The 17,148-nt window shown below is 70.9% G+C and carries 16 protein-coding genes and 1 tRNA gene; 14 read left to right on the top strand and 3 right to left on the bottom strand.

All coding sequences use genetic code 11. From position 1 onward, the window contains the following. Positions 1–792 (bottom strand): phosphatase PAP2 family protein, encoded by a 792-nt coding sequence (locus tag AB5L97_RS03225; RefSeq protein ID WP_369046439.1) that lies wholly within the window; start codon positions 790–792, stop codon positions 1–3. A gap of 54 nt (positions 793–846) precedes the next feature. On the opposite strand from AB5L97_RS03225, the gene tadA reads away from it, so the two are divergent. Beyond that, positions 847–1,350 (top strand): tRNA adenosine(34) deaminase TadA, encoded by a 504-nt coding sequence (gene tadA, locus AB5L97_RS03220; protein ID WP_369046438.1) that lies wholly within the window; start codon positions 847–849, stop codon positions 1,348–1,350. A gap of 12 nt (positions 1,351–1,362) precedes the next feature. On the opposite strand, the gene AB5L97_RS03215 is transcribed toward tadA, so the two are convergent. Together AB5L97_RS03215 and AB5L97_RS03210 are read right to left on the bottom strand one after the other, a co-directional pair. Next, the gene (locus AB5L97_RS03215; protein ID WP_369046437.1) at positions 1,363–2,175 is read right to left on the bottom strand and encodes an ABC transporter permease; all 813 of its coding nucleotides are present in this window, start codon (positions 2,173–2,175) and stop codon (positions 1,363–1,365) included. A gap of 20 nt (positions 2,176–2,195) precedes the next feature. Continuing rightward, a complete protein-coding gene (locus AB5L97_RS03210; protein WP_369046436.1) occupies positions 2,196–3,170 on the bottom strand; it encodes an ABC transporter ATP-binding protein in 975 nt (324 codons plus the stop codon). Between the two features lie 144 nt (positions 3,171–3,314). Between AB5L97_RS03210 and AB5L97_RS03205 the strand changes: the two genes are divergently transcribed. From AB5L97_RS03205 to AB5L97_RS03145, 13 genes are all read left to right on the top strand, one after another. Next, positions 3,315–3,821, top strand: a complete 507-nt coding sequence (locus AB5L97_RS03205) for an RNA polymerase sigma factor (RefSeq protein ID WP_369046435.1) — start codon at positions 3,315–3,317, stop codon at positions 3,819–3,821. Beyond that, complete coding sequence (locus tag AB5L97_RS03200) at positions 3,808–4,503, top strand: methylated-DNA--[protein]-cysteine S-methyltransferase (RefSeq protein ID WP_369046434.1); 696 nt, start codon at positions 3,808–3,810, stop codon at positions 4,501–4,503. The genes AB5L97_RS03205 and AB5L97_RS03200 overlap by 14 nt, the downstream gene beginning before the upstream one ends. Next, positions 4,500–5,192 (top strand): alpha-ketoglutarate-dependent dioxygenase AlkB family protein, encoded by a 693-nt coding sequence (locus AB5L97_RS03195; RefSeq protein ID WP_369046433.1) that lies wholly within the window; start codon positions 4,500–4,502, stop codon positions 5,190–5,192. Before AB5L97_RS03200 ends, AB5L97_RS03195 begins: the two co-directional genes overlap by 4 nt. Next, positions 5,185–5,790, top strand: a complete 606-nt coding sequence (locus tag AB5L97_RS03190) for a DNA-3-methyladenine glycosylase I (RefSeq protein WP_369046432.1) — start codon at positions 5,185–5,187, stop codon at positions 5,788–5,790. The genes AB5L97_RS03195 and AB5L97_RS03190 overlap by 8 nt, the downstream gene beginning before the upstream one ends. 104 nt (positions 5,791–5,894) lie before the next feature. Next, positions 5,895–6,710 (top strand): DNA-3-methyladenine glycosylase family protein, encoded by an 816-nt coding sequence (locus AB5L97_RS03185; protein ID WP_369047342.1) that lies wholly within the window; start codon positions 5,895–5,897, stop codon positions 6,708–6,710. A gap of 73 nt (positions 6,711–6,783) precedes the next feature. Continuing rightward, a tRNA-Ser gene (locus tag AB5L97_RS03180) sits at positions 6,784–6,868 on the top strand. 121 nt (positions 6,869–6,989) lie between these two features. Further along, on the top strand, positions 6,990–7,406 hold the full coding sequence (locus AB5L97_RS03175; RefSeq protein ID WP_369046431.1) for a hypothetical protein: 417 nt from the start codon (positions 6,990–6,992) through the stop codon (positions 7,404–7,406). A 12-nt stretch (positions 7,407–7,418) separates the two neighbouring features. Further along, positions 7,419–8,600 carry a cation:proton antiporter gene (locus AB5L97_RS03170; RefSeq protein ID WP_369046430.1) on the top strand — a complete coding sequence of 394 codons (1,182 nt, stop codon included), beginning with the start codon at positions 7,419–7,421 and terminating at the stop codon, positions 8,598–8,600. A 131-nt stretch (positions 8,601–8,731) separates the two neighbouring features. Then, entirely contained in the window at positions 8,732–9,391 is a 660-nt protein-coding gene (locus AB5L97_RS03165) for a hypothetical protein (RefSeq protein WP_369046429.1), read from the top strand. Between the two features lie 82 nt (positions 9,392–9,473). Then, positions 9,474–10,226 (top strand): YcnI family protein, encoded by a 753-nt coding sequence (locus AB5L97_RS03160; protein WP_369046428.1) that lies wholly within the window; start codon positions 9,474–9,476, stop codon positions 10,224–10,226. Between the two features lie 137 nt (positions 10,227–10,363). Further along, positions 10,364–11,002 carry a DUF4232 domain-containing protein gene (locus AB5L97_RS03155; RefSeq protein WP_369046427.1) on the top strand — a complete coding sequence of 213 codons (639 nt, stop codon included), beginning with the start codon at positions 10,364–10,366 and terminating at the stop codon, positions 11,000–11,002. Positions 11,003–11,132: 130 nt separating this feature from the next. Next, a complete protein-coding gene (locus tag AB5L97_RS03150; RefSeq protein WP_369047341.1) occupies positions 11,133–16,139 on the top strand; it encodes an Lhr family helicase in 5,007 nt (1,668 codons plus the stop codon). A 27-nt stretch (positions 16,140–16,166) separates the two neighbouring features. After that, positions 16,167–17,021 carry a DNA-formamidopyrimidine glycosylase family protein gene (locus AB5L97_RS03145; RefSeq protein WP_369046426.1) on the top strand — a complete coding sequence of 285 codons (855 nt, stop codon included), beginning with the start codon at positions 16,167–16,169 and terminating at the stop codon, positions 17,019–17,021. Positions 17,022–17,148 lie beyond the last annotated feature (127 nt).

The following is a 17,148-nucleotide window of genomic DNA, read 5'->3' as shown; positions in this document are numbered from 1 at the left end:
TCACCCCTGCTGGGAGGAGGCCGACGGCGGCAGTCCGGCACCGCCGTCGTGCGCGCCCGCCGCACGGGCCGCAGCATCGCGCGACTGCCGAACGAGATGGAAGAACTGGTGCGCCATGACCACGATCGTCAGCCACGCACACCCAAGGAACCATGCGGCGACAACGTCGGTGAGCCAGTGGTGGCCCAGGAACACCCGCGAGAGCCCGATCGCGAGCGCGTACAGTCCGCCGAGGCCGATCGCGACCGCGCGGACCCACGCGTGGTGCACTTGGAGGCAGATGAGGTAGACGACGATCCCGGCGAGAACCGTCGCGTTGAGGGTGTGGCCGCTCGGGAACGACGGCGAATGCTCGTAGGGCGGGACTGCGAGGTCGAGCGGCGGGCGGGCGCGGTCGGTGACCTGCTTGCCGAAGACGGTCACGAGCAGCGCCCCGATCCCTGCAGCCGGAATGAGGACGAGGGGGAGCCAGTGACGCATCCACACGGCGAGGATGATCATCGCCACGGCGGCGACGATCGGCGCGATCACAGTGCCGCCGACCTCCGTGAAGGCGGTGGCCGCGGCATCGGCCCAGGGCGTGCGGAGGGTGATGGCGAAGTCGAGGACAGGCTTGTCCAGCGCCCCAAGCGCATCATGCTCGACTACCGACTCGTACACCTCGCCGCCAGCCCACGAGAACCCGACGACGAGGGCCGCGCCCACCCCGAGGAGCATCCACATAGACGCGTTGGGGCCGACTCTCCGGGCCAGGGCATCGACGAAGCGGTGCAGCGCGCTCCGCTCCCGCATCATGCCTCCCTCGCTGTTCCTCGGCTGCCTCGGCCCGAACCTATCATTGGTGCCATGCCCGCCGCCCGACCCAACTCGCCTGCGCCGGAGACTCTCCACGAGTCGTGGATGCGGCGTGCGCTCCATGAGGCACAGGCGGCAGAGACCACGGGGGACGTGCCCATCGGTGCCGTCGTGATCGGGCCGGATGGCCGCGTGCTCGCCGCAGGGCGCAACGAACGCGAGGCGACCGGCGACCCGACGGCGCACGCCGAGGTCCAGGCGATCCGCGCCGCCGCTGCCGCCCTCTCGCACGACGACGCGGGCGACGGCTGGCGGCTGGCCGACTGCACTCTGGTGGTCACCCTCGAGCCGTGCGCGATGTGCGCGGGGGCAATCGTGCTCGCACGCATTCCGCGGGTCGTGTTCGGGGCGTGGGACGAGAAGGCCGGGGCCGCCGGTAGCGTGTTCGACATCCTGCGCGAGCGCCGGCTCAACCACTGGGTCGAGGTGTACCCGGGCGTCCTCGAAGAAGAGTGCGGGACGATCCTACGGGAGTTCTTCGCGGCGCACCGCTGACGTCCCGCGGCTTCACGGCTGCTCGCGGCGGGCCGCGCGCCGGTAGCCGAGCCCCGTGACGACGGTCATGAGCACGAACCATCCGACGACGATGCTCCAACTGCGCAGGGGGCTGAAGTCCGCGGAGACCCCCAGGAAGTGGAGTTCGTCCTTCGGCGCGAGCGAGGTCCAGACCAGGAGGCCCAGATGGTGCGTCGGGACCCACGGGGCGACGTCGCTGAAGACCTTGGGAAGCACGGACAGGGGCATGAAGTACCCCGACAGGAAGGAAAGCGGGAGGAACACGAGGTTGACGATCGTCGTGGCGGCGCGTGTGCGCACCCAGTAGGCGATGGCCGTCCCCGTCGTGGCGAACGCGACCGACCCCGTCACCGCGATCGCCGATGCCGCGGCCCACGGCCCGAGCTCGAACCTGATCCCGCCGAACAGGGCGACGGCGCTGATGAGCAGCACGATGCCTACGGAGAAGACGATATTGAGCACGAGCTTGCCCACGAAGTAGGCGATCATCGGCATGGGCGTCGCGAAGAGCCGTCGCAGCCAGCCCTTGGCGCGTTCCTGCGCAATGTCGCCGCCCATCGAGAAGAGTGCCTGGCTCACGACCCCGTAGCAGGAGAACGATCCGAAGAGGATTACGCCGACCCCCGTCCCCGACGGCAGTCTCTGGCTCGACTGGGCGAGGCCGAACATCGCGAAGAGGATGGCCGGCAGCACCACGACGCCGACCAGGTACTCGGGCGTGCGGAGCACCTTGACGACCTCGGTCCAGCTCTGCGCCCACAGCGCGGCCGCGAGGCCGCCTCCCCGGCGGGCGGTCGGGCTCAAGCGACGTTCCGGAAGGGCGGTCACGGCGTTCCCCCATCGCTTGGCTGCGGCTTGGTCGTTCGGTCGGTCAGGTGCAGGAAGGCATCCTCGAGCGTCGCCTCGGTGACCGTCAGGTCCGCAACGCTCCAGCCCTCCGTGAAGAGCCTGCGCAGGAGTGCCTCCGGGCTGTTGCAGCGCACGACGGCGGCGCGCGCCTTCCCCGGCAACGCTGAAGTGGGCGGCGGGTCGCCGCCGTCGAACTCGGCGTGGATGACTCCCGCGGTCGTCGACAGGACGTCGAGCGGTGCGTCGGTCGTGAGGGCCACCCGGCGGCCGGCCACGAGGCGCTTGGCGGCCTCGGGCGTGCTGTCCTGGATGACGCGGCCGCTGTCCAGGAGAATGAGGCGCTGGGCAAACTCATCGGCCTCGGAGAGGTTGTGCGTCGAGAAGAGGATCGTCTTGCCAAGGCCGGCGAAGCCCTGCACCTGGGTCCAGAATTCGCGCCGCGCGGCGACGTCGAGCGAGGCCGTCGGTTCGTCGAGGTACATCAGGTCGGGGTCCCCGACGACTGCCATGGCGAACGAGAGCCGCTGCCGCAGACCGCCAGAAAGCTCGTTGGTCTTCTTCCGCAGGTGTTCCGTGAGGCCGGCGCGCTCGAGGGCCTCGGCCACAGGAATCCCCACCGGATAGTAGCTCGAGACCAGAGTGACGATCTCCCTGACGGTGAGCCCATCCGGCGCTCCGGTGTCCTGGAGCATGGCGCCCACCCGGGACTTGACCGCTCTCGAGGACGGCGACGCACCGAACACTTCGATCGTGCCGGCCGTCGGGGTCCTCATGCCCAGCAGGAGCTCGATCAGGGTGGTCTTTCCGGCGCCGTTCGGACCGAGAACGGCGGCGACCTCGCCTGGCGTGATCCTGAGTGAGATGCCGTCGAGGGCGAACTTGTCGCCGTAGCGCTTGGTGAGTGATGAGATGGCGATGGCTGGCGGGCCGCCGCTGTGCGTTTCCCCCATGGCCGAGACCCTAGCAGCGGGCACCGACGCTCCAGTAGGGCCCAAGGTTGGGCACCTTCGGCGCCGTCCACCAGTGCGTCAGTGGAAAGATAGTCGCAATACACCCGACCTCACACTTCCGGCCCCTGCAGCGTCTACATGGTGATGGACACGAAACAGCCCTTCGAAAAGCTCGTCGAGCTCCACGGCGCCGCGGTGCTGCGCGTCTGCCGCGCAGTCGTCGGCCCGCTTGACGCCGACGACGTCTGGCAGGAGACCTTCATCTCCGCACTGCGGGCCTACACCGAGCTACCGGCAGACGCGAACATCGAGGCGTGGCTCGTGACCATCGCCCACCGGCGCTCCTTAGACTCCGTCCGGGCCGCGGCTCGGCGCGCCGTTCCGATCGAGTCAGTCCCGGACCGCGAATCGCCTCTGGGGATTCCGGACCCGCCCGGTGACGGTGTCTGGAACCACGTCGCCCGGCTGCCCGACAAGCAGCGGCGGGTCATCGCCTACCGCTACCTGGCCGATCTTCCCTTCACCGAGATCGCCGCAATCGTTGGCGGCACGCCTGCCGCGGCCCGCCGTTCCGCGGCGGACGGCATCAAGAAGCTCCGCATCCTCACCTCGGAAGATCTGCCCGAAGGAGACAGTCATGAACAGCACTGACACGAACAACCACGCGCCGACGGGCACCGCTGAGACCGTGCCGCCTGACCAGACGGCGTCAGTGGACGGGCCGGGCCCGGTCGACCTTGCCTTCCCTCCGTACCTCACGGTCATCGAGCCGGGCACGCTTGAGCGTCTGCGTGGTTCCCTTGCTGCTGAGGCAAGCCGCGAGGGCCTCGTGGACGTGGCGTACCGCATCGTCGATTCCCCGGTGGGCCGGCTCCTCGTCGCCGCCACAGACCGCGGAATCGTCCGCATCGCGTACGAGCGCGAAGGTCTCGACGCGGTGCTGCAATCACTCTCGGACAAGCTCAGTCCCCGCATCCTTGAAGCACCCGCGCGCCTCGGATCCGCGGCGCGCGAGATCGAGGAGTACTTCTCCGGCAAGCGCATGCGCTTCGACCTCCCCCTCGACCTGCGGCTTTCAGCCGGGTTCCGCCGCACGGTCCTTGCCCACCTCGGCGATATCCCGTTCGGGCGCACCGAAAGCTACACCGAGGTGGCGCGCGCAGTGGGCAACCCCAAAGCGGTGCGTGCGGTGGGTACGGCGTGCGCCACCAATCCCCTGCCCGTCGTGGTGCCCTGCCACCGGGTCCTACGCTCCGATGGCAGCCTGGGCGGGTACATCGGCGGCCTTGAGGCAAAGGCAACTCTGCTGGCGCTCGAGGCGGCGGCAGCGTGACAACGGCTCTGTTCGGCGACGAGCTCCTCGAGCGGCCCCGCCGGGAGCTCACACCCGGCGCCGTCCATGTGCCCGGCTGGCTGAGCCTTACTCAGCAGGCATGGATCGCTGACCGCTTCCGCGAGTGGTCGGCCGGGCCGGTCCCCCTCCGGGCGGCGAGCGTGCGCGGCCATGAAATGTCCGTCAAGACGGTCTGCCTCGGCTGGCACTGGCAGCCGTACCGCTATACGCGCGAGGCAACCGACGTGAACGGCGTCCGCGTCTCGGCCTTACCGGAGTGGCTCGTGCGAGTCGGGCGCCTCGCGGTGGCCGAGGCCTATGGGAACGGCCCGGAGGCCGCGGGCTATGCGCCGGATACCGCACTCGTGAACTACTACGACGATGCTGCCAAGATGGGCATGCACCAGGACAAGGATGAAATCTCGCTCGAGCCCGTCGTCTCCCTGTCTATCGGCAACTCGTGCCTGTTCCGCTTCGGCAACACCGAGACGCGCACCAGGCCCTATGAGGACCTGACTCTCGCCTCCGGCGATCTGTTCGTTTTCGGTGGGCCGTCCCGCCTCGCCTACCACGGAGTCATGAAGACCTACCCCTGCAGTGCACCCGCCGGATGCGGCATGGGGGCGGGGCGCATCAACATCACCCTGAGAGTCACTGGACTGGAGCAGAAGGAGAGCACCCATGAGTGAGGCAGCACTCGTCACGGGCGAGGACGGCCTCGCGAGGCCGTCCTGGGCCAGCGTGGACACCCTCATGCGCGAGTACTACGACACCGAGTGGGGCATGCCCGTGACGGACGAGCAGGGTCTCTACGAACGCATCTCCCTCGAGGGCTTCCAGGCGGGCCTGTCCTGGGCCACGATCCTTCGGAAGCGGCCGGCATTCCGCGCAGCGTTCGCAGACTTCGATCCGGAGGCTGTGGCCCTCTTCACGCAGGACGACGTCGAGCGGCTCATGCTCGACGCGGGCATCGTGCGGAACCGCGCCAAGATCAATGCGGCCATCACCAACGCCAAGGCCACCCTCGCTCTGCGCGAGGAGGGCGGCCTCGTGGAGTTCGTCTGGTCGTTCCAGCCCGCCGAGACACCCGCTCCGCGCTCATATGCCGACATCCCCTCCTCATCCCCCGAGTCGGTGACACTCTCGAAGGCCCTCAGGAAGAAAGGGTTCGCGTTCGTCGGACCGACCACCATGTTCGCCCTCATGGAGGCCATCGGCATCATCGACACCCACCTCGTGGGCAGCCACCGGCGCGGCAGCTCGGGCATCTGGACAGAAGCCTGCTGACGGTGGCCGGGCCCAGCGAAGCAAGACCCCCGGTCATCGAGCGCTGGGACGCGGAGTCAAAACCCATACACGTCGAAGCCAACGGGGGCCTTGAGCCCGCCGCGATGCTCGCGAGCCTGGCCGCACACTCGATTCCGGGCGCCGAGCGCACGCAAGCAGGCGCGGGCATCCACGAGCGGCTCGTCCGCACGACCCATGGCCCTTTGGCCGTGTCGGTCAGACTAAGTGCGTCGGGCGTGGACGTAACCCTGGAGGGTCCCCGGGAAGCCGAAGGAGAAGCCCTGGCTGCCGTCCGAACGTGGCTCGACCTCGACGCGGATCTGGACGACGTGCGGGCCGCGCTGGTCGGCGACCCCGATCTCCGGCCCCTCGTCCTGGCCCGCCCGGGCCTGCGGGTCATCGGCACAACGAACGCGTTCCAGACAGCCGTCACAACGGTCCTGGGGCAGCAGGTATCGCTCGCGGCCGGTCGGACCTTCGCTGGCAGGCTCGTGGCCTCCTACGGCACGCCCGGACCAGGCGGCCTCCTGCTCTTCCCGCGCCCCGCGCACCTCGCCGGCACAGATCCCGGGGAGCTACGGGCCGCCGTCGGGCTCACGGCGGCGAGGGCGCGGACGGTGCATGCGGTGGCGCTGGCCTTCGCCGATCGCCGCGGGGCCGAGAACACCACGGAGAACGATGCCGCAACGCCTCCACTCACCAGGGACGAGTTGCTCGCGCTGCCCGGAATCGGACCGTGGACGGTCGACTACCTCGAGGTTCGCACCGGCAACCCTGACGCGTTCGCGCCGGGCGATCTGGTGCTCCGACGCGCACTCGGGGGGATATCGGCCGCGCAGGCGGCGGCCCGCAGCGAGGTCTGGCGCCCGTTCCGCGCGTATGCCCTGGTCCATCTGTGGACGGCCGCCGCGTACCTCTGACCCACCCGACACGGGCGCCTCAGGATCCTCAGTTTGGCGCTGAAGCCACCGCCCGGTAGAGTTGATGCCTGCTGGTGGTGTGTCCGAGCGGCCGAAGGTGCATCACTCGAAATGATGTTTGGGGCAACCCAACGGGGGTTCAAATCCCTCCACCACCGCCCAGCACGAAGGCCCCTGTGGCCCCGGTATCCCGGGGAAACAGGGGCCTTCGTCATCTCCCCGACCGCCAGCTCTCCAGCGTATGATGCAGGCCACACGAGGTCGAAGAGGAGAGCGTCAATGGGTGGGAAATCGGAGAACGGGAAGCCGCTGGCCGTGAAATGGCTCGACGCGCCGGAAGAGCATGACTACCCCGCCGCCGCGGCCTACCTTGAGCTGCTTGCGGGGCCGAAAAATGTCAAGGCCCTGGTCGAGGCGCTCCGCAAGGCACCGGTCACGCACCAGAAGGCCAAGGACATCCTCCGTGCCTCCGGTCTCGCGCTGCTCGAGGAAACGAACGCCCACGTCCGGTCCGACCTCGTCAAGGTCCACAAGGGCGACAAGCTCTCCCCCATCCTGCTCGTCCGCGGAGACCTCTCCTCTGGGAAGGTGCTGCAGGTTGCCGACGGCTACCACCGGGTGTGTGCGAGCTACCACGTGGACGAGAACACGGACATCCCCGTGAAGATCGCGGACTTCCCCGCCCGGAGCGCGTGAGGCACGGCCCACGTGTCGTTCGTTGAGCTCTCCCTCATCTGTGTCGTCGCGCTCCTGGGCCCCGCACTCGCCGCAAAGCGGTCATGGCACCTCCCGCTCGTCCTGGGCGAGCTCCTCGCCGGTGTCATCGTCGGCAAGTCACTTCTGGGTTGGGTCAACGCGGGCAACGAGACATTCACGTTCCTGGCGGATATCGGCTTCGCGCTCATGATGTTCGTTGCCGGCACGCACGTGCCGATGCGCGACCGCACGATCCGCGACGCGGTCGGCAAGGGCGCGCTCCGCGTCGTCATCACGGCGGTCCTGGCCGCGGCGCTCGGAATCGGCGTCGCCATCCTCTTGGGGTCGGCGAATGCGCCCCTGTACGTGGTTCTCATGGCGTCGTCGTCGGCCGCCCTGGTCCTGCCCATCATCGACTCGCTCAAGCTCAGCGGCCCGAGCGTCCTCGAACTGACCGCACAGGTGGCCCTCGCGGACGTCGCCGCGATCGTTGCACTCCCGCTGGCCATCGATCCCGCCAACGCCGGTCCGAAGGCCCTCGGAGCTCTCGCTGTGGCCGTGTGCGCCGTCGTCCTCTGGTGGGGGCTGCGGCGCTTCGAGAACGACGGATCACGCCAACGCCTCCACGACATGTCGGAGGCGAGGAAGTTTGCGCTCGAGCTGCGCATCCAGCTGTCAATCCTGTTCGCGCTGGCCGGTCTGGCCGTTTTCACCCACGTGTCGATCATGCTCGCGGGGTTCGCGTTCGGCCTCGCGGTCTCCGCGGTCGGGGAGCCGCGCCGCCTCGCTCGGCAGCTGTTCGCGCTCAACGACGGCTTCCTCGGCCCGGTCTTCTTCGTCTGGCTGGGCGCGTCGATCGACCTCCGCCAGCTCGGCGGCCACCCGCAGATGATCCTGCTCGGCCTGCTCCTTGGCGTCGGCGCAGTCGTGGCACACGCTGCCAACCGGCTCGCGGGCCTTCCGCTGCCATTCGCGATCGCCTCCGCGGCGCAGCTCGGCGTGCCCGTGGCCGCCGCGACGATCGGCCACAGCCTCGGCGTGCTCGCAGCTGGGGAGGACGCCGCCCTCCTGTTGGGAGCGCTGGTCACGATCGGAGGCACGACCGCGGCAGCCTCCTGGGCCGCCAAACGTGCAGCGGCGTCTGGGCCGCCAACAGCGAGCGCACCCGGAGGCCAGGCCCAGCCGGCGGCCTGAGAACGCTGACCGCCGGGGCCCGGACACGAACAATCCACGGGAGCCTCTTTCAGGTAGACGTCTGCAGCGAGCTCTACGGTCGGTAGAATTGGCCTCCACACCACGGGGACCGGCCAAGAGCAGGGAGGCACATGATGCGTCGACGCGACACCGTGCCCGCCCCCGGCTCCCTCCGGCGTTCCCTGCGCACGACGGCGCTCGGCGGCTCGATCACGGCCCTCGCCGCCGGGGCGCACGCGTGGGCGGGCGGCGACCTCCCGCACCCGCTCATCCTCGGCGCGCTCGTCGCCCTCACAGTCCTGGTGTCGGCAGCGGTCGCCCGACTGCCGCTGCGGCTCCCCGGGCTCATCGCGGCCCTCGGCGCAGGCCAAGTGGTCCTGCATGAAGCGTTCACCGCGCTCGCCCCGGCAGGTGCCGCCGCGCCGTCGGCCGCCTCGACGCTCGCGAGGGGACGGCACCAGCACAGCGCCGACGCACTGTCGGCGCTCGAATCGCTCGGAGCCGAGCCGTCCCTCTCCGCCGCCAACGATCACACGTCCACGCTCATGCTCGGACTGCACATCGCCGCGACGCTGGCCTGTGCCCTCGTGATCCGGAACGTCGAGCAGGCCCTGGCCGCCATGGCCGAGTGGCTCAGGACCCTCACGCGCCTGCCGGAGCCGGTCGCCGTCGTGGCTTCCGCCCCGCCCCGGCCGTTCGCCGCAGCCCCCGTGCGCCACGCGCGGACGTGGCGCGAGCTGGCGCCGCCGCCCCAACGCGGGCCGCCCCGCGCAGCACCCGCCTTCGCCTGACCAGCGCCCCGGCTTCCGGCGGCGCCGCCACTGGACCCTTCTGACACGCCGGCGCGCTGCTGCGCGCCGCGAAAGGCATGCTGTGAACACCACCACCCAGACCACCCGAACCCGCCGCGCCACCCGCGCCGTTGCCCCCGCCGTCGTCGCCGGCGGACTCCTCCTAGCCGCAGCCGGTGCGGCATCCGCGCACGTGGGGATCGACCCCACGTCCACCGCGGCGGGCTCCTCCACCCTCCTCACCCTGGCCATCCCGCATGGCTGCGGCGACAGCCCCACCACAAAGCTCACCATCTCGCTCCCCGCCGAGATCGCCGACGCCACGCCCACGGTCAACCCGAACTGGACGGTCGAGAAGGTCACGCAGAAGCTCGACACGCCGCAGAAGACGGCCGACGGCGCCACCATCACCCAGCGGACCGGGCAGATCGTCTACACGGCCAAAACACCGCTGGACCCCCACCAGCGAGACACGTTCGTACTAAGCCTCAAGCTCCCGGCCGACGCCGCGGGCCGGTCACTGTACTTCCCGACGCTGCAGACCTGCGAGCAGGGCCAGACCGACTGGAAGGAGATCCCGGCTGCCGGCCAGGACCATGACTCGCTCAAGGCACCCGCGCCCTCGATCACTGTGACGGCGGCGGCCACGGCGGCCAGTGCGGGCGGCACCCACGCGGGCCACACCGCCACCGAGGCCCTTGCCACCGCCGAACCGGCGTCCTCGACGACCGCCGAGAGCGGCAGCGCCGCAGGCTGGGTAGGCCTCGGCGCCGGCCTGGCCGGGCTGCTCCTCGGCGGCGTGGCACTCTTCCGGACGCGGGGCCGCAGGGCGTAGTCGGCCACTCGCAGCCGTTGCAGCCCGGGGTCGGTCCGCGTGCACCCCACGCGGTCCGACCCCGTTGGCCGATGTGTCCTCGGACCGTGGTCGTATTGTGCCTTGACGCCAGTGTGACTGGAGTGAATCGTGGGACTATGAACCGCTTCCAACGCGCCTTCGTCCTCGCGTCACCCCTCGTGCTCGCTGCGGCGCTTGCCGGCTGCGGCTCGGGAGGGACGGCACCGTCCTCGTCGCAGACCGCCGGATCGCCGTCGCCCTCAGCAACCCAGTCCCCGAGCGCTTCGCCTAGCGGGACGCCGTCAGGCGGCGGCTCCGGGTCACCGAGCGACACGGGCACCCCCGTCGCGGGCGGCCCTGCGCGGTGCCTTTCGACCCAGCTCGAGGGAAGCCTCCAACCCGGCGGTGGCGGAGCCGCGGGAACCGTCTACCAGAAGATCGCCCTGAAGAACACGTCGCAGACGGCGTGCCTGCTCGAGGGCTTCGCCGGGGTCTCCCTCACCAACGGGCCCACCGGCGATCCGATCGGTGCGCCGGCGGACAGGGACACATCGGTGGCCGTGGTGCCGATCGTGCTCCAGCCGGAACAGAGCGGGGCCGCGGACTTCGGCCTGCATCAGGCGGGCAACTTCCAGGGCTGCACCGTCGTCACGGCCGCCGGCTACCGCGTGTACCCGCCGGAGGACTACGGCTCGCTGTTCATCCCCGCCCCCGCAACGGCGTGCAGCAATGCAGACATCCACCTCCTGACACTCAGGGCGTTCCAGCCGTTCTGACAGCGGGCGTCCCTGCAGCGCCGCATGTCGCCTGAAGATCCGTCCCCCGAGGACTGTCGGTGGGTTGGAGGATGATGGTGCCGTGATTCGGGAACCGGGCGGAGAGCCCCGCGGGGGCAGCACAGCGGTCATGGACCGTTTCGGTGCTGCGACGCGCGAGTGGTTCCTCGGCTCCTTCCGGGAGCCCACGCCCGCTCAGACGGGCGCGTGGGAGGCGATCTCCTCGGGCCGCCATGCGCTCGTCGTTGCCCCGACCGGGTCCGGCAAGACGCTCGCGGCGTTCCTGTGGTCCCTCGACCGGCTCCTGGCGCACGACGTCGCGGGGTCGCCGGGCGCTTCCGGCGCACCTCATGCGGTGGGAGCCGAGCGCGGAGACGCGCTTCCGGGGCTGGACGCCACCGCACTGCCGGCGGCCCCGGACGCGGGCGAGACGGCCGCGCGGGGCGGGCGGCGCCGTCGTGCGCCCAAGAACCACACCAGAGTCCTGTACATCTCCCCCCTCAAAGCCCTCGGCGTGGACGTCGAGCGGAACCTGCGGGCACCCCTCATCGGCATCTCGCAGACCGCGCGCCGGCTCGGCCTGCCCGCCCCGGCGGTGAGCGTCGGGGTGAGGAGCGGAGATACCTCCGCGTCGGACCGGCGCGCGCTCCTGACGAACCCGCCGGACATCCTCATCACCACGCCCGAGTCGCTGTACCTCATGCTCACCTCGCAGGCTCGTGAGACCCTGGCCGAGGTCGAGACGGTGATCGTCGACGAGGTGCACGCAGTTGCCGGTACGAAGCGGGGCGCCCATCTGGCCGTCTCGCTCGAGCGGCTCGACGCGATCCTCGCCAGGCCCGCCCAGCGGATCGGGCTCTCGGCCACCGTGGAGCCGCGCGAGCTGGTCGCGCAGTTCCTGGCGGGGCAGGCACCGTGCGAGATCGTCGCGCCTCCGGCCGCGAAGACGTGGGAGCTCACCGTCACGGTGCCGGTCGAAGACATGAGCGACCTGGCCGGCGCGGCCGCTGCGCATGACATGGGGCCGGCGTCGGGCCTGCAGCCGCAGGCGTCGATCTGGCCGCACGTCGAGGAGAAGATCGTTGACCTCATCCTCGCGAACCGCTCAACGATCGTGTTCTCGAACTCGCGCCGCCTCGCCGAACGGCTCACGGGGCGTCTCAACGAGATCTACGCCGAGCGGATGCAGCCGAGCGTGTGGGATGAACCGCTCCCAGACGAAGAACGTGGGATCACGAGCGCGGGCCGCGCCGTGTCCACCGTGGTTGAGCGGAGCCGAAACCAGACCCGCACGCCCGCCGAGATGATGGCGCAGGCTGGCCAGACCGCTGGCGCGGACCCGGTCCTCGCACGCGCCCACCACGGCTCCGTGTCGAAGGAGCAGCGCGCTCAGATCGAGGACGACCTCAAGACTGGGCGCCTGCGCTGCGTCGTCGCGACGAGCAGCCTCGAGCTCGGCATCGACATGGGGCTCGTGGACCTCGTGATCCAGGTCGAGTCGCCGCCCTCGGTCGCCTCGGGGCTCCAGCGGGTCGGACGCGCGGGGCACCAGGTCGGGGAGGTCAGCCAGGGCGTCCTGTTCCCCAAGCACCGGGCGGACCTCGTGCACACGGCCATCACGGTCGAGCGTATGCTCGCGGGCCAGATCGAGGCCCTGCGCATCCCCGCCAACCCGCTGGACATCCTCGCACAGCAGACCGTGGCGGCCACCGCGCTCGGGCCCATCGACGTCGAGGAGTGGTTCGATACCGTGCGCCGGTCCGCACCGTTCGCGACCCTGCCGCGCTCCGCCTTCGACGCGACCCTCGACCTCCTCTCCGGCAAGTACCCCTCCGACGAGTTCGCCGAGCTGCGCCCCCGCATCGTGTGGGACCGCACCGAGGGCTCCATCGAAGGCCGACCGGGGGCGCAGCGGCTGGCCGTCACGAGCGGCGGGACGATCCCGGACCGCGGGCTCTTCGGCGTCTACATCGTGGGTACCGAGCAGGAGGCGCCCGGCGCCGGGTCCGCAGCGTCGCAGGCCGCCAAGGGTGGGCGCCGCGTGGGCGAGCTCGACGAGGAGATGGTCTACGAGTCCCGGGTCGGGGACGTCTTCGCCCTCGGCGCGACGAGCTGGAAGATCGAAGACATCACGCACGACCGAGTCCTCGTCTCCCCCGCGTTCGGCCAGCCCGGCAAGCTGCCGTTCTGGAAGGGGGACGGCCTCGGCCGGCCCATCGAGCTCGGGCGAGCGCTCGGCGCATTCCAGCGGGAGGTCTCGGGCGCGGACAGGGAACGGGCGACGGCGCGCATAAAGGCCGCGGGGCTGGACGCTTTCGCGACCGGGAACCTGCTGCAGTACCTCGACGAGCAGAAGCAGGCCACCTCGATCGTCCCGAGCGACCGGACCCTCGTGGTCGAACGGTTCCAGGACGAGCTCGGGGACTGGCGGGTGGTGCTGCACTCCCCCTTCGGGATGCCGGTGCACGCGCCGTGGGCCCTCGCCGTCGGGCGGCGGCTGAGCGAGCGGTACGGGCTCGACGGCTCGGCGATGGCCGCGGACGACGGGATGGTGCTGCGCGTTCCCATGATGGAGGACGAGCCGCCAGGCGCCGAGCTGTTCGTGTTCGAGCCCGACGAGCTCGAGGGGATCGTGACCGAGGAGGTGGGCGGGTCCGCCCTGTTCGCCGCGCGATTCCGCGAGTGCGCCGCCCGCGCGCTCCTCCTGCCCCGCCCGAACCCCGGCAAACGGCAGCCGCTGTGGCAGCAGCGGCAGCGCTCCTCCCAGCTCCTCGACGTCGCCAAGAAGTACCCCCAGTTCCCGATCATCCTCGAGGCAGTGCGCGAATGCCTCCAGGACGTCTACGACCTCCCCGCGCTCCGCGAGGTCGCGGCCGCCATGGAGCGGCGCGAGCTAAGGCTCGTCGAGACGACCACCCAGCAGCCCTCCCCGTTCGCCCGTTCGCTCCTATTCGGGTACGTCGCCCAGTTCCTCTACGAGGGCGATTCGCCCCTCGCCGAGCGCCGCGCCGCCGCCCTCTCCCTCGACTCGACGCTCCTCAACGAGCTCCTCGGCCGCGCTGAGCTCAGCGAACTCCTCGACCCCAAGGTCATCGAGCAGACCGAGCGCGAACTGCAGCGGCTCGCCGAGGACCGCAGGCTCAAGGGGCTCGAGGGCGCCGCGGACCTGCTGCGGCTGCTCGGGCCGCTGTCCGTCGACGAGGTCGCGGAGCGGCTTCGCGCCTCCGACGGGGAGGGGGCCGCCGCCCCCTTCGCGGACGCCCCCCACGCCCGCGGCCCCCTCCCCGTCTCCGGCGCTTCGGGGCACCTCACCGAGGTCTCTGCTTACCTTCACGAGCTTGTCGCTGCCCGGCGGGCCCTTGTCGTGAACATTGCGGGCGCCGAACGGTATGCCGCGATCGAGGATGCCTCCCGGCTACGGGACGCCCTCGGCGTTCCCCTGCCCATCGGCGTTCCCCTCGCGTTCATCGAGCCCGTGGGCGATCCGCTCGGGGACCTCGTCGGGCGCTACGCGCGCACCCATGGACCGTTCGCGGCGGGCGAGGCTGCCGCGCGGCTGGGGCTCGGCGTCGCCGTCGTGCACACGACGCTCAGGCGGCTCGCCGCCGACGGCCGCGTCGTCGAGGGGAGCTTCCGGCCCCGCGGCGGCGACGCCGCGCCGTCGCCCGCCGAGGAATGGTGCGACGCCGAGGTCCTGCGGAAGATCCGGCGCCGCTCGCTCGCGGCCCTGCGGGCCGACATCGAGCCCGTGGACCAGAGCGCGTTCGCCCGGTTCCTCGCATCGTGGCAGCACCTCGGCCAGACTCAGGACGGCGGGCGGGACGGCCACGGACAGGGGCGCCCGCGCGGCGCCCTCAAGGGGCACGACGGCGTGCTGACCGTCGTCGACCAGCTCGCCGGCGTGCCGATCCCCGCGAGCGCGTGGGAGCCGCTCGTCCTGCGATCGCGCATTCAGGACTACACGCCCTCGCTCCTGGACGAACTCATGGCCAGCGGCGAGATCCTCTGGACGGGTGCTGGCTCGCTCCCGGGGAATGACGGCTGGATCAGCCTGCACGTGGCCGATTCTGGGGCCCTCACGCTCGCCCCGGATGCGGACTTCACCCCCGACGACGCCCAGCAGCGCATCCTCGACTTCCTCGCCGGGGGCGGAGGGTACTTCTTCCGGCAGGTGGCGGAGGCAGGGGCCGCAGGCACGGGACAGATGGGCTCGGTCCTCTCGGACGAGGCAGCGATCCAGGCCATCTGGGACCTCGTGTGGGCCGGCCGCCTCACCGGCGACACGTTCGCCCCCGTCCGCGCCATGCTCGACGCGGGCCACACCGCGCACCGGCAGCCGTCGCGGACCCCGAGGGTCCGGTCCTACGGCTACGGGCGGCCGCCGCGCACCGGCCGGCTCGGAGGGCTGGGCGGCCGCGGGTTCGAACCGCCCGCGGCCCCGACGCCCCCGATGGCCGTGGGACGCTGGTCCGCGGTCCCCCACACTGACCTCGACACGACTGTCAGGATGCACGCTCTCGCCCAGCTGCTCATGGACCGCTATGGCGTGCTCACCCGCGGCTCGGTTACCGCCGAGAATGTCGCTGGCGGATTCGGGCTGCTGTACAAGGTCCTCTCACGGCTCGAGGAGTCTGGGGTGTGCCGGCGCGGCTACTTCGTCGACAGGCTTGGCGCGGCCCAGTTCGCGGTCCCCGCCACCGTGGACCGCCTGCGCACGTTCTCCCGCGACGATGTGCTCTCAACCGATCCGGGCCAGGCTCCCGCGCACGGCGCGCTTGCCCTCGCGGCCACCGACCCGGCCAACCCGTACGGCGCCGCGCTCGCGTGGCCCGAGGTCCCGGGCGCCGCGACGGGGCACCGACCCGGACGGAAGGCGGGAGCGCTCGTCGTGACGGTCGACGGCGCGCTCACCCTGTACGTGGAACGCGGCGGGAAGACGCTGCTCGCCTTCACGGACGACGAGGACGTCCTGGCCCCAGCCGCGCGTGCTCTCGTCGACGTGGTGCGCGGCGGGGCGGTGGACAAGCTCGCAATGGAGAAGGTCAATGGCCACGACCTCCTCGACACTCCCCTCGCCCGGGCGCTCACCTCCACGGGTGCGTATTCAACACCGCGCGGCGTGAGGATACGGGCGTGAGGGCAGAGGCGATGTGCGGGGCGGTCCATGCCCGAGGGTGACAACGTCTACCAGGCCGCCACGGCCATGCACGCCGCCCTCGCGGGAAAGCGCCTCGCCGCGAGCGACTTCCGTGTCCCCTCCTTCGCGACGCTGGACCTCGCGGGCTGGACCGTGATCGAGGTCCTCTCCCGCGGCAAGCATCTCCTGCACCGGCTCGCCCCGCCGGGATCCGGCGCGCAGCAAGAGCACGACGACGCCGGGCGCCTCAGCATCCACTCCCACCTTTCGATGGAGGGTAGCTGGCAGGTCTACGCGGCCGGGCAACGGTGGCGCAAGCCCGGCCACACGGCCCGGGTCGCGCTCACGGCCGAAGACGGCACGAGCGCCGTCGGGTTCTCGCTCGGTGTGCTGGAGGTGATCCCGACAGCGCAGGAGGGCAGCGCCGTCGGGCATCTCGGGCCGGACCTGCTGGGACCCGATTGGGACGCGGCCCGTGCCGAGGCGAACGTGCGCCGCCAGCCGGAGCGCGCCGTCGGCCTCGCGTTGCTCGACCAGCGGAACCTCGCGGGGATCGGCAACATCTACCGCTGCGAGGTGTGCTTCCTCGGGCGAGTCCACCCGGCGACGCCGGTCGGACGGGTGCCGGACCTGCCCGGCATCATCGCGACGGCCAAGCGGCTCCTCGAGGCCAACAAGTCCCGCCCGAGGAACACGGTGGGCGGATTCGGGCCGCGCAACAGCACGTGGGTCTATGGGCGTGCGGGCCAGCCGTGCCTCCGCTGCCGCACGAGGATCGAGCACAGCACTCTGGCCGAGCCGACCCCCGGCACTGGAACCCACATCGGCGAAACCCGGGAGCGGGACATCTGGTTCTGCCCCAGCTGCCAGCCGCTGCGCTGATCAAACAGGAAATGAAACCTTCGCAGGCCCCCGACAGCTCCAAGCTCGTGGGCCGAGGCCCTCCAAAGCCCTTGGCGTGTGTTCCTGTGCCGTTTACCATCAGAGCGCCTAAGTACAGGCACGCCTC

Source organism: Sinomonas sp. P10A9 (genome assembly GCF_041022165.1).
Classification (GTDB): domain Bacteria; phylum Actinomycetota; class Actinomycetes; order Actinomycetales; family Micrococcaceae; genus Sinomonas; species Sinomonas puerhi.
Note: the sequence above shows the minus strand (reverse complement) of the source record. Positions and strands in the feature narration are given on the sequence as shown.

Coding starts and splice junctions, on each gene's coding strand:
- AB5L97_RS03225 (WP_369046439.1), bottom strand. CDS start 792: ATGCGGGAGCGGAGCGCGCTGCACCGCTTCGTCGATGCCCTGGCCCGG.
- tadA (WP_369046438.1), top strand. CDS start 847: ATGCCCGCCGCCCGACCCAACTCGCCTGCGCCGGAGACTCTCCACGAG.
- AB5L97_RS03210 (WP_369046436.1), bottom strand. CDS start 3,170: ATGGGGGAAACGCACAGCGGCGGCCCGCCAGCCATCGCCATCTCATCA.
- AB5L97_RS03205 (WP_369046435.1), top strand. CDS start 3,315: ATGGACACGAAACAGCCCTTCGAAAAGCTCGTCGAGCTCCACGGCGCC.
- AB5L97_RS03200 (WP_369046434.1), top strand. CDS start 3,808: ATGAACAGCACTGACACGAACAACCACGCGCCGACGGGCACCGCTGAG.
- AB5L97_RS03190 (WP_369046432.1), top strand. CDS start 5,185: ATGAGTGAGGCAGCACTCGTCACGGGCGAGGACGGCCTCGCGAGGCCG.
- AB5L97_RS03185 (WP_369047342.1), top strand. CDS start 5,895: ATGCTCGCGAGCCTGGCCGCACACTCGATTCCGGGCGCCGAGCGCACG.
- AB5L97_RS03175 (WP_369046431.1), top strand. CDS start 6,990: ATGGGTGGGAAATCGGAGAACGGGAAGCCGCTGGCCGTGAAATGGCTC.
- AB5L97_RS03165 (WP_369046429.1), top strand. CDS start 8,732: ATGATGCGTCGACGCGACACCGTGCCCGCCCCCGGCTCCCTCCGGCGT.
- AB5L97_RS03155 (WP_369046427.1), top strand. CDS start 10,364: ATGAACCGCTTCCAACGCGCCTTCGTCCTCGCGTCACCCCTCGTGCTC.
- AB5L97_RS03150 (WP_369047341.1), top strand. CDS start 11,133: ATGGACCGTTTCGGTGCTGCGACGCGCGAGTGGTTCCTCGGCTCCTTC.
- AB5L97_RS03145 (WP_369046426.1), top strand. CDS start 16,167: ATGCCCGAGGGTGACAACGTCTACCAGGCCGCCACGGCCATGCACGCC.